This window comes from Plantactinospora endophytica, from assembly GCF_016862915.1.
GTDB classification, from domain to species: domain Bacteria; phylum Actinomycetota; class Actinomycetes; order Mycobacteriales; family Micromonosporaceae; genus Plantactinospora; species Plantactinospora endophytica.
Genome location: NZ_BONW01000022.1, coordinates 292,547 through 307,909, shown reverse-complemented (window position 1 = coordinate 307,909; position 15,363 = coordinate 292,547). Strand labels below are relative to the sequence as shown.

Below are 15,363 nucleotides of genomic sequence, written 5' to 3'. Positions count from 1 at the left end.
GACGGGGCAGCGGCCGACGGGGCGGCGGCCGGTGCCGGTGCGTGGTGGTGGCGCGGGCGCGGTCTGGCGGGCCGCGCGGGCGGCCGTACGGAGGCGGAAGCTACAGACCGTCGTGATCGGGCTCGTACTGCTCTTCTCCGCCGCGACCACCGTGATGGCACTCGGCCTGCTGGTCGCCTCCACGGCACCGTTCGACAAGGCGTTCGCCGAACAGCGCGGCCCGCACGCCCTGGCGACGTACGACCCCGCGCTGGTCACCGAGGCCCAGCTCGCGGAGGCAGCCCGGCGGCCGGGGGTGGCGGCGGTCGCCGGACCCTACCGGCAGGCGGTGGTGGAGCTGCCACTACAGGGACCTGGCTTCGTCGGCGGACCACTGAACGTGGTGGGTCGGGGCGATCCGGCCGGACCGGTGGACCGGGTCGACATCTGGGCGGGCCGCTGGGCCGACGCACCGGGGGAGATCGTGCTGAGCGACACCCCACCGGCCACCGACCTGCGCGGGGGCGGGGAGACCACCCGCTGGGCACCACTGCTCGGCACGACGGTGCAGGCTCCCGGCGGGGCGCGGCTGACCGTCGTCGGCATGGCGTACAGCCTGAGCCGGACCGCCGACGCCTGGGTCGCGCCCGCGCAGATCGACAGTCTCGGGCCGACGTCCACCCAGATGCTCTACCGGTTCGACCGAGCCGGCGGCGAGGCCGAGGTCACCGCCGGACTGGCGGCCGTCACGTCGGGGCTGCCGGCGGACGCGTTGGTCGCCGCGCAGTCGTACCTGCTGGTCAAGGACTCGGTGGCGGCCGAGCCGGGGGTCTTCGTGCCGTTCCTGATGGTCTTCGGGATCCTCGGGCTGGCGGCGGCGGTGCTGATCGTCGCCAACGTGGTCAGCGGGGCGGTGGTCTCCGGGTTCCGGCACATCGGCATCCTCAAGGCCCTCGGCTTCACCCCGGGCCAGGTGCTCGCGGTCTATCTGGTGATGGTGAGCCTGCCGGCGGTGGTCGGCTGCGCGCTCGGCACCCTCCTCGGCAATCTCGGGGCGCAGCCGCTGCTGGCCCTGTCGTTCCAGGGGATGGGCTTCGGGCCGGTCGGGATCAGTCCACTGGTGAGCGTGTCGACGCTGCTCGGGATGCCGGCCGTCGTCGTACTCGCCGCGCTCGTCCCGGCGTCGCGGGCCCGCCGGCTCTCCGCGGTCGAGGCGATCAGCGCGGGCAGCGCACCGAGGCGCGGGCGCGGTCTGCGGGCGCAGCGCTGGTTGACCGGTACCCGGTTGCCGCGCGCCGTCAGCCTCGGGCTCGGCCTGCCGTTCGCCCGGCCGGGGCGTACCGCGCTGACCATGTCGGCGGTGCTGCTCGGGGTGACCACGGTGACCTTCGCCACCGGCCTGACCAGCACCGTCACCCGGTACGCCGACGCCACCGACGGCAACGACCACGTCGGGGTACGCGCGAGCGATCCCGAGCGGAGTACGCTCCGGCCTCCGTCACCGCTGACCGACCCGCAGATCGAGGCACTGCTGCGTACGCTGCCCGGCACGAACCGGGTGACCGTCAACCTGACCCTCGAATTCGCGCTGGTCGGGTCCGCCCAGCCGGTCGGCGTCAGCTTCCTGCGTGGCGACGTCGAGACCCAGGGCTACCGGGAGCAGGTGGTCGAGGGGCGTTGGCTGGCCGGCCCGGACGAGGTCGCCGCGCCGTCGGAGTGGCTGGGCGAGCGCGGCCTCGCGGTCGGCGACCGGATCGTGCTGGAGGCCGACGGCCGGCGGAGCGCGGCGACCATCGTCGGCGAGACCATGGGCGGGGCGCCCGGGCCGCCCGGTCTGCTCGCCGACTGGTCGGCGATCGCCCGGCTGGCCCCGCAGCACCGGATCGGCAACCACGAGGCCCTCTACCAGGTCCAGCTCGCGCCCGGCACCGACGTGCTGGCGTACACCGCGGCGGTGGAGGCGGCGGATCCGGGACTGGACGCCTGGGACAACGGCGGTACCGACAACTTCACCGTCGCCGCCGTCAGTCTCGCGGTGGTGGTGACCCTGATGCTGGGGATCGTCACCGCGCTCGCCGTCTTCAACACCGTCGTGCTGAACACCCGGGAACGCCGCCGCGACCTCGGGATGCTCAAGTCGATCGGGATGACCCCGGGGCAGGTGACGGCGATGATGGTGACCTCGATGGCGGTACTGGGCGCGGTCGGCGGGCTGCTCGGCATCCCGCTCGGGATCGTCGCGCACCGCCTGGTCGTGCCGATCGCGTCGGGTGCGGCGCAGATCCGGGTACCGGACTCCCTGATCAACGTCTGGGAGGCGCCGCTGGTCGGCGTACTGGCCCTGGCGGGGGCGGCGATCGCGATGCTCGGGGCACTGCTGCCGGCCCGCTCGGCGGCCCGGCTGCCGATCGCCGAGGTACTGCACAACGAGTGACCGCCGATCGGGGGCCGTCGACGGGCCGCCGCCACCACGCCCGGTGGCGCCGGCCCGTCGACTGCTCCGCCGTCACCCCGTCGGCCGCGACCCGTCACCCGTCACCCGTCACCCGTCACCCGTCACCCGTCACCCGTCAGCGGGTCAGCGGGTCAGCGGGTCGGCGGGTGTGCGGCGCCGATCCGTCGACTGGGGTCAAATCGCTCTTCTCCGGCTGGACACGTGACAGCCGCCGTCGATCACGTAGATTGCCCGCGGTCTATCCAAACCCGACCGTGGGAGGACAACATGCCTGATCGGTTCAGGACCGCCGGGAGATCCCTGGCGGCGGCCGTACTGGCGGCGGCGCTGACGACCGGAGGGCTGGCGGCGCCGGCACCGGCCGAGGCGGCGGTCAGCCGGGCGGAGCTGGCACTTCGCTGGGCCCCGATCCACTACCAGGACGTCGACGCCACCGGCAGCCACGCGCTCGGCGGCCGGTCCGACTACATCACCAGCGTCGACTTCGACGGCGACCTGAACGGGCGGAACAACTGGGACAGCGCGGCCTCCTCCGGCGCCTCCTTCGCCGCGCACGCGTACTACTCCGTGTCGGAGACGAGTACGCACTGGTACATCACGTACCTGTTCTTCCACCCGAGGGACTGGACGGACCACCCGTTCTTCGAGACCGAGCACGAGAACGACGGCGAGGGGATCATGTTCGCCGTCGAGCGGGACGGCTCGACGTACGGGGTGTTGCGCGGGGCGGTCAGCGTGGCGCACAGCGACTTCTACTCGTACACCCCGGCGGGAAGCACCTGGACCGGTGGCCGGGAGAACGTCGACGGCACCCTCCAGACGCAGTCGTCGCCGCACGACTCGTTCGCGCACCCGGTGACCGCGCAGGAGGCGCAGGGGCACGGCCTGAAGGCGTACCCGCAGTACAACATCAACGGTGACGGCATCGTCTACTACCCGTCGACGGTGGCCGAGACGCCGAGCAACGGCAACGACCGGGACGTACGCTACAAGCTCGTCGACATCTTCGCCTCCGGCGGGCTCTGGGCGCAGCGGGCCAACGCCAACCTCTTCGCCAACCTCGGTACCTTCGCGGGTGACAACTCCGGCGACTGCGGCGTCGGTACCTTCTCCTGCTCGACCAACTCCGCGAACGCGCCATGGGGCTGGGACGACGGCAACGACCTGCCGGGCCGGGGCGAGATCGCCACCGACTCGGCGAAGCTCGCCGTCGAGTACTTCTCGATCCCGGGCAGCCTGTCCCGGGCGTACACCTACAACCCGTACGCCAGCGCGGCGGCGGCGTTGCGGGAAGCGGCCCGGACGGCGCCGCCGGTCGTCGACTGACCCGGAAGTCGACCGACCCGGAACCTGACTGATCCGGAAGTCGACTGACCCGTACGACCGACCTTTACCGCAGTAAACCGCTGCCGGGCGGCCTCCTGCCCACGGCACAGGAGGTCGCCCGGCGCGGCCCGGCGCCCGATCAGCCGATGATTACCGGTGTGGGGTCGTAGAAGGTCCACATCTGGTTCCGGGCGTTCCAGACGTTGGTCGCCGTGATGCAGTCCCACTGCTGCAACACGGCCTGCTGGGCGGGCTGGCCGTTCGGCGCCGCCGCATCCAGGCACCTGCCGGTCGCACGGTTCTTGATGAGCGCGTACCAGATGCCGAAGCACTCGCCCACGCACGGCTTGTGCAGAATCCACTGGGTCGACCACTCACCCGGGGCGTACCCGGCGGAGCAGTGCGGGTACTGGATGATCGGCGTCCCGTTCGCGTAGAACCCGGCACGCCAGTCGAGCATCAGACACTGACCCGAGTGCCGTGCCCTGATCCGGTAGAACCCGCCTCCGCTGTCGAGCAGGTCGAACTGCTGCGAGTCGCTGGTGTTGTCCGGCCAGAGGAAAACACCCGTGTGCGTGGCGGTCGAGGCCCACATGACGTCGGCGCGGAACGGCCCCACGGTGTTCACGATCTCGATGCGGTTGGTGTCCGCGTAGGCGGGCGTGGGCGTGACCACCACGAACGACGCGATCAGCAGGGCCAGCGCCGTGACGAGCGCCTTCCGGCTCACGAGTCCGGGGCCGGGCTTGCCGGGGCGTACCCCGGGGACGCCGCCGCCGATCGGGGCGGGCGAAGGGGACCTGGCGCTGAGCATGCTGCCTCCAACCGGGTACGCGGAAGTGGGATGCCGGCCCTGCCGCCAGCCTCTCGGCGGTGGTCGCCGCGCACCACCGACTGTCCGATGTCGACGGGCTGTCCGGGGAATTCCCGAACACCGCCACCCGGCCGGACGGCCTGATGCGGTTGCGCGGCACCTGCCTGCCGCTCTGGGAGGACGTGTTGCCAAGCAGGACCCGACGCAGTGGCGCACGGTCATCCGCGAACTGGGCGCCGCAGTCCTCGGTGTCGCGCACTGAGGACGACCTCGGGCAGGTTGTCGGACCGCCCGGCACAGCTCTCCCACCCTCAGTTGACCAGGCCGGATATCCGAATACAAGACTGGAATTCGGGCTCCAACGGGCGCACGCTTCTGGGCATGCGGTGGGACCCGTTCAGCACCCTGCGGCACGCGCTCTGGATCGGCGGCGGCCAGTGGGCCGGGAAGTCGACGGTGGCCGGCATCCTCGCCGAGCGGTACGGCCTGACGCACTACCACTACGACTACCACGACGCGCGCGGGCACAACGACCGCCGGATCGTACGGCGGATCGGTCGTGGCGAGCCGACGGAACGCGACTGGGAGACGGTGTGGCTTCGTACGACGCCGGAGGAGATGGCCCGGCAGGTGCTGGTCGAGTTCGCCGAACGGTTCGAGTGGGTGCAGGACGACCTGCGGGCGCTCGTCTCGCCCCGGCCGATCCTCGCCGAGGGCTGGGGGCTGCGTCCCGATCTGGTCGTACCGGTCAGTGGGTCGAGCCGGCGCATGGTGGTGCTGGTGCCGACCGAGGAGTTCCGGCGGTACCAGCTCGACCACCTGCCCCGGGCCGGTCGACTCGGGCACCAGGTCAGCGATCCCGAACTCGGGCAGCGCAACCGGATCGAGCGGGACAGGCTGGTCGCCGAGGACGCCGTACGCCGTGCCCGGCGGCTGGACGTCCGGGTGATCGAGGTCGACGGCAGCCGGGACGCCGAGGGCGTCGCCCACCTGGTGGCCGAACACTTCGCCCCGTTCCTGCCGTCGTCCGGACCACACCATGGCTGACGACTGCTACTCCTGCCGCCAGGAGTCCGATCTCGCCGCTGCGGCACCGTCCGAACGGGTGCACCTCACCGAGTACTGGCGCGCGGCGCACGCCTTCAACTCCAGCCTGCCCGGCTGGCTGATCCTGCTGCCGCGCCGACACGTCACCTCGATCGCCGAGTTGACCCCCGCCGAGGCCGCCGAGCTGGGTCCACTGGTCCACCAGCTCAGCGAGACGCTGCACGCCGTCCTGCGCTGCACCAAGCCGTACGTGGTGCAGTTCGCCGAGGCGGAGGGCTTTGCGCATGTGCACTTCCATCTCGTACCCCGGATGCCGGACCTGCCGTCGGACCATCGCGGGCCGCGCGTCTTCCACTATCTGACGCGACCGGAGAGCGAGTGGCTCACCCTCGACGAGCGGAACGACATCGCCGTCGCCCTCAGCGCCCACCTGCGGAGCGGATGAGGGCGGAGCCGGCCGGCGCCCGCCCGGGCCGGGTTCGTCTTGCCGGAACCCGACTTCCCGACCACCGAGACCCGCATCACGCCCGGCGACGAAAGCCGGGCGACGCCACCGGGTACGGGCACCGGCAGCGGTAGCCGGCCGCGCGCCGACACACCCCTGGCAGGGCAGCGGGCCGAGGCGGTCCCGTGGCGTGGCGGGGCGTGCTCCGGGGTACAGGGGTCGACGGTTCAGCCGGTGTGACCTGGCGCGCGGCGTCCACAATGGGAGCCGATCATGGGGAGGGAACATGGATATCGAGCTGGACCTGCCAGTCGTACCGGACCAGGCGCCGGTCTGGCTGCTGGACGTCGACGGCGTGGTGAACGCCCGCCGGCCGGGTTGGGGGAGAACGCCCTGCCGGGCCGACGTCTGGTCCGAGGAGGACCGGTGCGAGTACCCGCTGAGCTGGGCCGACGCGCTCGTCGACCGGATGCGTGCCCTGCACGACTCCGGAGTGGTGGAGTTGCGGTGGTGCACCACCTGGTGCCCGGAGGCGGACGTGCTGGAGCGGCTGTGGCGGCTGCCGGTGCTGGACCGGGCACTGGTCTGTGAGCCGGTGCCGAAAGGTCCGGAGGGCTGGCCGGTCAAGCGGGCCGCCGCGCACGCCGTACTCGCCGCCGGCCGGACCCTGGTCTGGACCGACGACGAGGCGATCCCGGAGGGCGACCGGGTCCTGGACCGGGCGGTGGCCCGGGGAATCGCCCTGCTGATCGCGCCCGATCCGGCGCGCGGGCTCCGGCCCGCCGACATCGACGAGATCGAGGCGTTCGCGGCGCGCCACGCGGCGGTCTGACAGCGGAGCGGGCGGCGGTTTGCCGGCGCAGACTGGCGACTCAGCGGTAGTGCGGGCGGCGTTTTGCCGGCGGAGGCTGGCGGCTCAGCGGCGGAGCGGGCGGCGGTTTTGCGGGCGGGGCTGCTGGTTTATCGGCTGCCTGGGGTGGGGATTTTTGCCGTTGTCGGCGGAAAAGGGCCGCCGTCCTGATCGTGAGGAGCAGCCCGATGTCCGACCCTCGGCAGCAGACCGAACCGCAGCAGGAGCCACCCGGCACCCTGGGCGCGATGCACCGCAGACCCGACCACGGCGAGGACTCCTACCGGGGCGCCGGCCGGCTGGCGGGCAAGAAGGCGGTGATCACCGGTGGCGACAGCGGGATCGGCCGGGCGGTCGCCATCGCGTTCGCCCGCGAGGGCGCCGACGTGCTCATCTCGTACCTCAGCGAGCACGAGGACGCCCGGGAGACCGGCAAGCTCGTCGAGGACGAGGGCCGACAGGCCGTACTCGTCGCCGGGGACGTGGGCGATCCCGAGGTGTGCCGGACCGTGGTGGACCGGGCCGTCGAGGAGTTCGGTCGGATCGACGTACTGGTGAACAACGCCGCCTACCAGATGACGCACGAAACCATCGAAGAGGTCACCGACGAGGAGTGGCAGCACACCTTCGACGTCAACATCACCGCGATGTTCCGGCTGGTCCAGGCGGCGCTTCCGCACGTCGGCGAGAAGGCGTCGATCATCAACACCAGTTCGATCAACTACGACTCGCCGCGTCCGACGCTGCTGCCGTACGCGACCACCAAGGGCGCGATCGCCAACTTCACCGCCGGGCTGGCCCAGATGCTCGGCGAGCGGGGGATCAGGGTGAACGGCGTCGCGCCGGGCCCGATCTGGACCCCGTTGATCCCGTCGACCATGCCGCCGGAGGCGGTCGAGAAGTTCGGCAAGAACACCCCACTGGGCCGCCCCGGCGAGCCGAAGGAGGTCGCCCCGGCGTACGTGCTGCTCGCCTCGGACGAGGCCAGCTACATCTCCGGCGCAATCATCCCGGTCACCGGCGGCAAGCCCATCCTCTAGGAATCTCTCGCACGGAAGGAGTACCACCATGCCCCCCGCAGGGTCGAGTCCGAAGCGGGAACGCCAGTACAAGCACATCAAGGCCAGCGCCAAGAAGCGCGGCGAGTCGACCGAGCGCGCCGAGGAGATCGCCGCGCGGACGGTGAACAAGGAACGGGCCCGCTCCGGCGAGGCGAAGACGGCCAGCCAGTCGTCGATCAAGGACGTCTCCTCCGGACACCGGGGCGGCAAGCGGTCGCACACCGGTGCACAGGGGCGTACCAGGGAACAGCTCTACAACGAGGCGAAGAAGCGCAACATCAAGGGCCGGTCGAGCATGTCCAAGGCCGAGTTGGAGCGGGCGCTCGCCCGCTGACCTGCCGCTGGACCACCTGGCCGGGGTCGGGCCCGGGTACTCGCCCCGGCGCTCGGCCTCGACGAACGCCCCCGCCGCTCGGCACCCACCAGCTCGGCCTCGACGAACGCCCCCGCCGCTCGGCACCCACCAGCTCGGCCTCGATGACCGCCCCGCCGCTCGGCACCGACCAGTTCGGCCTCGACGAGCGCCCGGTGGCAACTGGCCCGTCGAACCGCAAACTGCGGCTACGGGGTGCTGGCGGGTGTGGGCTCCGAAGTGGTGGCGGGGGTGGTGGCGAGCCGGGCCACCCGGCGTTCCCGGGGCGGACCGGCGAGGAGGTGCCCGGCGAGCGCGAGCAGGCCGAGCGCGCCGACCGCCAGCCAGTGCCCGTTCCCGAGGTACTGGAGGCTCACGCCGCCGGCCGCCGGGGCGACGAACGCGGCGGCCGGAAAGGTCAGGAAGAAGACCGCCTGGTAACGGCCGCGCAGCCGGGGCGGGGCCAACTCGGCGTTGATCTCCGCGTTCGGCGGCGCGGCGAGCATCGCGCCGATCGTCCAGACCAGCGCCGCCAGCAGGTACCCGGGCAGCGCGTCGGCGACGGCCAGACCGGCGTACCCGATGGCGGCCAGGCCCAGCGCGGTGGCCAGTACCCGGTGCTTGCGCCGACCGTCGATCAGCCGGGGCACGAAGAGCTGCCCGACCACGATGAACAGTCCGCCCAGCGCCACCACCAGCCCGTACGCCGAGGAACTCAGGCCGTCGGCGCGCATCGCCAACGGCATCACCGTCGAGTTCTGTGCGGTGATCACGGCGTGCGCGAAGGTGAGCGCGACGAAGGCCAGGAAGATCCGGTCGGTGAGCGGGGTACGCAGCCCGGCCCGCCGGGTCGGTACCGTTTCCGGCCCGGCCGGTGGCCGCGCCGGCGCGGCCCGGACCAGGGTCTCCGGCACCTTCCAGGCGATGATGACCGTGGTGACGAGGGTGGCCCCCGCGTCGACCAGGAACAGCGCCAGGTAGCTCGCCTCGGCGAGCAGCCCGGCCAGCGCCGACGCGCCCGCCATGCCGAGGTTGAACGCCCAGAACTGGAGGTTGAACGCGCGGGAGCGGCGGGCTGGCGGGACCACGTCGACGATCGCGGCGACGAAGGCCGGGCCCGGCATCGAGTGGGCGATCCCGACCAGCGCCGCGAGCAGGGCGATCGCCGGCAGGCTGGTCACCACCGCCATCGTCGCCATCAGTGCCGACGCCGTCAGGTGTGACCAGAGGAGGGTGCTGCGCCGCCCCCAGCGGTCGGTGAGTACCCCGCCGAGCAGGACCCCGGCCACCCCGCCCAGCCCGTACGCCCCGACCACCAGGCCGGCGAGCGCGTCGCCGGCGCCCCGCGCGTCGGTCAGGTAGAGCGGCAGGAACAGCATGGCGAACGCGCCGACCCGGTTGATCAGCAGCCCGGACCAGAGGTACCAGAACACGGCCGGCAGCCCGCCCGCCGTGTCGCCGAACCACGCCCTTACCGCCCGCACCTGTTCCTCCGGTAAGGATTGTTTCCAGTAGTCCCCGCCGTCGACCGTAGAAGGCCCCGCCCCGGTCCGCCAGGGTATTTCCCGTCACTGCCGCGACGGGTCGTTGAAGATCGCGCACGATCAGGGACGTTGGGCCTACCGGGCGACTGGGAAACCACTCCTTGCCGGACTGTGCGCGATCTTCCCGGCCCCGTCGCGCGACCCGGGGGCGCGGCTGGGGCTGGGCGGCGGAGGCGGCCGGGAATATCGGTCGCGGTGGGCGGCGTTCGGGCCTAACGTGATCGCCATGTTCGGCACGGCTGGTGTTGTGCGGCCCGCAGGGTTCCTCCTGCTGGGCCCCGCCGCCGTGCGCCTGGCGTCGACCCGGCACTGCGACCTCCCGGTCCAGCCGAACCGGCTCGCTGTGCTTGCCGTCCAGTCGAACCGACTGGATACCGGCGCGCGAGGCTGACCCTCCTCCCGCACCAGCAGAACCCACGGAGGAGGGTGGCCCGGTTCCCGGTGCCACCCCTGTTTCGGTCGCACCGGATGCGCGGTTCTGGCGCGGTTCCTCTCTCGCGGTCTGGCATCCGCCCGCGTTTCGTCGTCCGCCAACCCGTCTCTCTATTGAGGACACTTCCATGGCCAAGAGCCAGTTCATGCGTACCAAGCCGCATCTCAACATCGGCACGATGGGGCACGTCGACCACGGCAAGACGACGCTGACCGCCGCGATCACGAAGGTGCTCGCCGACCGGGACCCGTCGGTCAACCGGTTCGTCGCGTTCGACGGCATCGACCGGGCGCCGGAGGAGGTCGCCCGGGGCATCACCATCACCATCGCGCACGTCGAGTACGAGACCGCCACCCGGCACTACGCGCACGTCGACATGCCGGGCCACGCCGACTACGTGAAGAACATGATCACGGGGGCGGCGCAGGTGGACGGGGCGATCCTGGTCGTCTCGGCGCTGGACGGTGCGATGCCGCAGACCCGGGAGCACGTACTGCTCGCCCAGCGGGTCGGCGTGCCGTACCTGGTGGTCGCGCTGAACAAGGCGGACGCGGTGACCGACCCCGAACTGCTCGACCTGGTCGAGCTGGAGGTGCGGGAACTGGTCGGCGAGTACGGCTTCCCCGGAGACGAGGTGCCGGTGGTGCGGGTCTCCGCGCTGCGGGCCCTGGAGGGCGACCCGGAGTGGGTCGGGTCCATCGCGGACCTGCTGGACGCGGTCGACAGGTACGTCCCGGTGCCGCCGCGCGAACTCGACCGGCCGTTCCTGATGCCGATCGAGAACGTGCTGACCATCTCCGGCCGGGGGACGGTGGTGACCGGGGCGGTGGAGCGCGGCTCGCTGCGCGCCGGTGACCCGGTCGAGGTGGTCGGGCTCGCCCCGACGCTGTCCACCGTGGCGATCGGGCTGGAGACCTTCGGTCGGTCGCTGGACTCGGCGCAGGCCGGGGACAACGCGGCCGTACTGCTGCGCGGGGTCAAGCGCGACCAGGTGCAGCGGGGTCAGGTGGTGGCACTGCCGGGCAGCGTGACGCCGCACCGCCGGTTCACCGCCCAGCTCTACGCGCTAAGTACCGCCGAGGGTGGTCGGCGTACGCCGTTCCAGGCCAACTACCGGCCGCAGTTCTACTTCCGGACCACCGACGTGGTCGGCGCAGTCGACCTGGGCGAACTGCCCCAGGTCGCTCCCGGTGACACCGTGGCGATCACGGTCGAACTGGGCAAGCCGATCGCGATGGACGTCGGGCTCGGCTTCGCCGTGCGGGAGGGTGGCCGGACGGTCGCCGCCGGCACGGTGACCGCCCTGCTCGACTGAGCTGCGGTGATCGCCGTGCTGGACTGAGGTGGGTGGTCGCCCTGCTCGACGGCGGCGCGGCGACCGCCGTGCTGGACTGAGGCGCGGTGACCGCTCTGCCGGATTGAGGCGTGCTGGTCGCCCGGCTGCACTGAGGTCGGGCGGCCAGCGCGTCGGAGCGTCGTGGCCCGGGAACTCAGCCGGCGGTCCGCTCGTCGGGCCGCCGGCTGATCCGGACAAGCCGCCCGGGACCGATCCCGGGGTGCCCGGGGCGTCGGGGCGGACCGGCGGTCGGCGGCTCGACTAGGGTGGGAAGCCCCTCGGGAAGGAGCACGATGGTCGTCGTACGGCGGCGGGTGGTCGGCGTGGTCGCGGTGCTGGCGATGTTGCCGCTCGGCCTGACCGGTTGCGGCCTGCTTGACGGATTCGGGTCGGAGCCCGACGTCACCACCACTCCGGTCGACGACGGCCCCGACCGGGCCCGGGAGCGGGTGCAGGCGTACCTGGACGCGATGAAGGCGAAGAGCGTCACGGACGGCCGCGAACAGCTCTGCGAGCCCCTGCGGGAGTCCTTCGACCAGGCGGCGACCGGCCCGAACGGCGATTTCGCCAAGCACTTCTCGGTCTCGGCGGCGACGATCACCGACGTCCGGGCCAACGGTGCCGACCAGGACGTCAGCACGTCGATCACGATCAAGGCCAGCGGCAAGGCGACTCCGACCAAGGTCCTCTTCACGGTCGCCCGGGCCGACGGCCAGTGGTGCATCGCCAAGGAGGCGATCGGCGGCCACGAACCGGCGCCGTCCGGCTCGCCCACCCCGGCAACCTGACCGCTCCCGACCACCGCCTCCGAACCGCTGGTCCTGGCCGCTCCGGGCTTCCTCCGGACCGCCGGTTCCGGTCGCTTTCGACCACCATCTCCGGACCGCCGGTTCCGGTCGCGCTTCCGACCACCGCCTCCGGACCGCCGGTCCTGGCTGCTCCGGACCGCTGATCTTGGCTCCTCCGGGCCGCCCGTGCTGGCCCGGTACCGGCTGCTCCGGACCGCTGGTTCTGGTTTGTTCGTCGTGCCGGGCGACCGGTCCGGAGCAGCGCCGGGACCACCGTCGGCGGGCTCCCACGGAGCGGACGGGCGCCCCTCGCCCCCCGCGCGCCCGGGGTCTCGCCGTACGCTTTCTGGCATGCGCCGAGAGTGGCACCAGTTGAGCTATCCCGCCGTGGGCAACCCGGCGTTGCAGACCAGCCGGCCGACCGAGGACTCCGCCGAGGACGAGGCGCTCGGCCTGGACCGGTGGCGGGACCTGCCCCGGGCCCAGACGCCGCCGTGGCCGGACCAGGCCGTGGTCGACGGGGTCTGCAAGGTCCTGACGAACGTGCCCTCGATCGTCGCGCCCTACGAGGTCGACCAGCTCCGGCAGCGGTTGGCGCTGGTCTGCGAGGGGCGGGCGTTCCTGCTCCAGGGCGGCGACTGCGCCGAGACCTTCACCGACAACACCGAGAGCCACCTGCTGGCCAACGCCCGGACCCTGCTCCAGATGGCGGTGGTGCTGACGTACGGTGCGTCGCTGCCGGTGGTGAAGGTGGCCCGGGTGGCCGGGCAGTACACCAAGCCGCGCTCGCTGCCGACCGACGCGCGGGGACTGCCGGCCTACCGCGGCGACATGATCAACTCGCTGGAGGCGGTGCCGGAGGCGCGGGTCGCCGACCCGCAGCGCATGATCCGGGCGTACGCCAACTCGGCGGCGGCGATGAACATGCTCCGGGCGTACCTCGCCGGCGGGCTGGCCGACCTGCACGCGGTGCACGACTGGAACAAGGGTTTCGTGAAGAACTCCCCGGCCGGGGAGCGCTACGAGGCCATCGCCCGGGAGATCGACCGGGCGCTCGCCTTCATCCGGGCCTGCGGGATGACCGAGGACGAGGCGCTGCGTACGGTCACCCTCTACTGCTCGCACGAGGCACTGGCCCTGGAGTACGACCGGGCGCTGACCCGGGTCTCCGACCGCCGGGCGTACGGGCTGTCCGGGCACTTCCTCTGGGTCGGCGAGCGCACCCGGCAGATCGACGGCGCACACCTCGACTTCATCTCCCGGATCGCCAACCCGATCGGCGTCAAGCTCGGCCCGACCACCAGCCCGGACGAGGCGATCGAGCTGTGCGAGAAGCTCAACCCGGAGAACGTCCCGGGCCGGCTCACCCTGATCAGCCGGATGGGCAACGGCAAGGTCCGGGACGTGTTGCCGCCGATCGTGGCCAAGGTCACCGCCGCCGGTGCCAAGGTCGTCTGGCAGTGCGACCCGATGCACGGCAACACCCACGAGTCGTCCAACGGCTACAAGACCCGGCACTTCGACCGGATCGTCGACGAGGTGCTCGGCTACTTCGAGGTGCACCGGTCGCTGGAGACCCACCCGGGCGGTCTGCACGTCGAGCTGACCGGCGAGGACGTCACCGAGTGCCTGGGCGGCGCGCAGGGGATCGAGGACCTGGATCTCCCGGACCGGTACGAGACCGCCTGCGACCCCCGACTCAACACCCAGCAGTCGCTGGAACTCGCCTTCCTGGTAGCGGAGATGCTTCGTGGCTGACGACCAGACGTCCACCCCGGCCCCGGTCGACCTCCGGTCCGACACCGTCACCCGGCCCACCCCGGGGATGCGCGCCGAGATGGCGGCGGCCGAGGTCGGCGACGACGTGTACGGCGAGGACCCGACCGTCAACGCCCTCGAAGCCGAGGTCGCCGCGCTGTTCGGGCACGAGGCGGCCCTCTTCGCCCCGACCGGCTCGATGGCCAACCAGATCGCCATCCAACTGCTGGTGCCACCCGGCGAGGAACTGCTCTGCGACGCCGACGCGCACGTGGTGACGTACGAGATCGGCGCCGCCGCCGCGATCGGCGGTGTCTCCACCCGGACCTGGTCCCCGGCGGGCGCCGACCTCGACCCGGAGGTGGTCGCGGCGATGATCCGGCCGGACGGCTACCACGCGGTGCCGACCCGGGCGATCGCCGTCGAGCAGACCCACAACCGGGGCGGTGGCGGGGTGATCCCGCTGGCCACCCTGGGCGAGCTGCGCCGGATCGCCGACGACGCCGGGGTCGGACTGCACTGTGACGGCGCCCGGATCTGGCACGCCCACGTCGCCGACGGGGTGCCGCTGGCCGACTACGGCGCGCTGTTCGACACCCTGTCGGTGTGCCTGTCCAAGGGGCTCGGCGCGCCGGCCGGCTCGCTGGTGGTCGGCAGCGCGGAGCGGATCGCCCGGGCCCGGGTGATCCGTAAGCGGATGGGCGGCGGGATGCGCCAGGCCGGCGTGCTCGCCGCCGCCGGCCGGTACGGGCTGCGTCACCACGTCGAGCGGCTGGCCGAGGACCATCTCCGGGCGGCCCGGATCGCCGACGCGCTCGCCCCGTTCGGGGTACTGGCCGGACCGGTACGCACCAACATCGTTCCGCTGGACCTGACCAAGTGCGGGTTCGACGCCGCCGAGCTGGGCGCGGCGGCCCGGGAGCGGGGCGTACTCGTCTCGGTGCTCGGCCCGCGGATCGCCCGGCTGGTGACCCATCACGACCTGGACGACGCCGGGGTGGACCGGGCGATCGAGGTGCTCACCGAGATCTTCCGCCGCTGACCGCTGCACCTTCGCGCCGGTACGCCTTCGTGCCGGTACGCGTTCGTGTCGGTGGGCCTTCGTGCTGGTGCACCTTCGCGCCGGTGCCCCCTCGGCGCCGGTGCGCCTTCGCACGCCGGTGCGGGTCGGTGGG

Annotated in this window: 13 protein-coding genes; 11 read left to right on the top strand and 2 right to left on the bottom strand. The window is 72.2% G+C overall.

The window, feature by feature from the left end:
• Both Pen02_RS25040 and Pen02_RS25035 read left to right on the top strand, forming a co-directional pair.
• Nucleotides 1–2,413: ABC transporter permease (locus tag Pen02_RS25040; protein ID WP_443678485.1), on the top strand; the 2,413-nt coding region annotated here is incomplete at its 5' end.
• Between the two features lie 288 nt (nt 2,414–2,701).
• Nucleotides 2,702–3,760 (top strand): hypothetical protein, encoded by a 1,059-nt coding sequence (locus Pen02_RS25035; protein WP_203868504.1) that lies wholly within the window; start codon nt 2,702–2,704, stop codon nt 3,758–3,760.
• A gap of 139 nt (nt 3,761–3,899) precedes the next feature.
• On the opposite strand, the gene Pen02_RS25030 is transcribed toward Pen02_RS25035, so the two are convergent.
• Nucleotides 3,900–4,574 (bottom strand): RICIN domain-containing protein, encoded by a 675-nt coding sequence (locus tag Pen02_RS25030; protein ID WP_203868503.1) that lies wholly within the window; start codon nt 4,572–4,574, stop codon nt 3,900–3,902.
• Between the two features lie 381 nt (nt 4,575–4,955).
• Between Pen02_RS25030 and Pen02_RS25025 the strand changes: the two genes are divergently transcribed.
• The 5 genes from Pen02_RS25025 to Pen02_RS25005 all read left to right on the top strand — a co-directional run bounded on the left by Pen02_RS25025 (nt 4,956) and on the right by Pen02_RS25005 (nt 8,311).
• Nucleotides 4,956–5,621, top strand: a complete 666-nt coding sequence (locus Pen02_RS25025) for a hypothetical protein (RefSeq protein ID WP_239141225.1) — start codon at nt 4,956–4,958, stop codon at nt 5,619–5,621.
• Nucleotides 5,614–6,066, top strand: a complete 453-nt coding sequence (locus tag Pen02_RS25020) for an HIT family protein (protein ID WP_203868502.1) — start codon at nt 5,614–5,616, stop codon at nt 6,064–6,066. The genes Pen02_RS25025 and Pen02_RS25020 overlap by 8 nt, the downstream gene beginning before the upstream one ends.
• 286 nt (nt 6,067–6,352) lie before the next feature.
• Nucleotides 6,353–6,898 (top strand): hypothetical protein, encoded by a 546-nt coding sequence (locus tag Pen02_RS25015; protein WP_203868501.1) that lies wholly within the window; start codon nt 6,353–6,355, stop codon nt 6,896–6,898.
• Between the two features lie 206 nt (nt 6,899–7,104).
• The gene (locus Pen02_RS25010; RefSeq protein ID WP_203868500.1) at nt 7,105–7,956 is read left to right on the top strand and encodes a glucose 1-dehydrogenase; all 852 of its coding nucleotides are present in this window, start codon (nt 7,105–7,107) and stop codon (nt 7,954–7,956) included.
• A gap of 28 nt (nt 7,957–7,984) precedes the next feature.
• Nucleotides 7,985–8,311, top strand: coding sequence for a plasmid stabilization protein (locus Pen02_RS25005; RefSeq protein WP_203868499.1), 327 nt, complete (start codon nt 7,985–7,987; stop codon nt 8,309–8,311).
• 227 nt (nt 8,312–8,538) lie between these two features.
• Here Pen02_RS25005 and Pen02_RS25000 read toward each other — a convergent pair whose 3' ends face one another.
• Nucleotides 8,539–9,813 (bottom strand): MFS transporter, encoded by a 1,275-nt coding sequence (locus Pen02_RS25000; RefSeq protein ID WP_203868498.1) that lies wholly within the window; start codon nt 9,811–9,813, stop codon nt 8,539–8,541.
• 620 nt (nt 9,814–10,433) lie between these two features.
• Here Pen02_RS25000 and tuf point away from each other — a divergent pair.
• From tuf to Pen02_RS24980, 4 genes are all read left to right on the top strand, one after another.
• A complete protein-coding gene (gene tuf, locus Pen02_RS24995; protein ID WP_203868497.1) occupies nt 10,434–11,621 on the top strand; it encodes an elongation factor Tu in 1,188 nt (395 codons plus the stop codon).
• A gap of 314 nt (nt 11,622–11,935) precedes the next feature.
• The gene (locus Pen02_RS24990; protein ID WP_203868496.1) at nt 11,936–12,430 is read left to right on the top strand and encodes an Rv0361 family membrane protein; all 495 of its coding nucleotides are present in this window, start codon (nt 11,936–11,938) and stop codon (nt 12,428–12,430) included.
• Between the two features lie 351 nt (nt 12,431–12,781).
• Entirely contained in the window at nt 12,782–14,188 is a 1,407-nt protein-coding gene (locus tag Pen02_RS24985; RefSeq protein WP_203868495.1) for a class II 3-deoxy-7-phosphoheptulonate synthase, read from the top strand.
• Nucleotides 14,181–15,230 carry a threonine aldolase family protein gene (locus tag Pen02_RS24980; protein ID WP_203868494.1) on the top strand — a complete coding sequence of 350 codons (1,050 nt, stop codon included), beginning with the start codon at nt 14,181–14,183 and terminating at the stop codon, nt 15,228–15,230. The genes Pen02_RS24985 and Pen02_RS24980 overlap by 8 nt, the downstream gene beginning before the upstream one ends.
• Nucleotides 15,231–15,363: the final 133 nt, after the last annotated feature.

Coding starts and splice junctions, on each gene's coding strand:
- Pen02_RS25035 (WP_203868504.1), top strand. CDS start 2,702: ATGCCTGATCGGTTCAGGACCGCCGGGAGATCCCTGGCGGCGGCCGTA.
- Pen02_RS25030 (WP_203868503.1), bottom strand. CDS start 4,574: ATGCTCAGCGCCAGGTCCCCTTCGCCCGCCCCGATCGGCGGCGGCGTC.
- Pen02_RS25025 (WP_239141225.1), top strand. CDS start 4,956: ATGCGGTGGGACCCGTTCAGCACCCTGCGGCACGCGCTCTGGATCGGC.
- Pen02_RS25020 (WP_203868502.1), top strand. CDS start 5,614: ATGGCTGACGACTGCTACTCCTGCCGCCAGGAGTCCGATCTCGCCGCT.
- Pen02_RS25015 (WP_203868501.1), top strand. CDS start 6,353: ATGGATATCGAGCTGGACCTGCCAGTCGTACCGGACCAGGCGCCGGTC.
- Pen02_RS25010 (WP_203868500.1), top strand. CDS start 7,105: ATGTCCGACCCTCGGCAGCAGACCGAACCGCAGCAGGAGCCACCCGGC.
- Pen02_RS25005 (WP_203868499.1), top strand. CDS start 7,985: ATGCCCCCCGCAGGGTCGAGTCCGAAGCGGGAACGCCAGTACAAGCAC.
- tuf (WP_203868497.1), top strand. CDS start 10,434: ATGGCCAAGAGCCAGTTCATGCGTACCAAGCCGCATCTCAACATCGGC.
- Pen02_RS24990 (WP_203868496.1), top strand. CDS start 11,936: ATGGTCGTCGTACGGCGGCGGGTGGTCGGCGTGGTCGCGGTGCTGGCG.
- Pen02_RS24985 (WP_203868495.1), top strand. CDS start 12,782: ATGCGCCGAGAGTGGCACCAGTTGAGCTATCCCGCCGTGGGCAACCCG.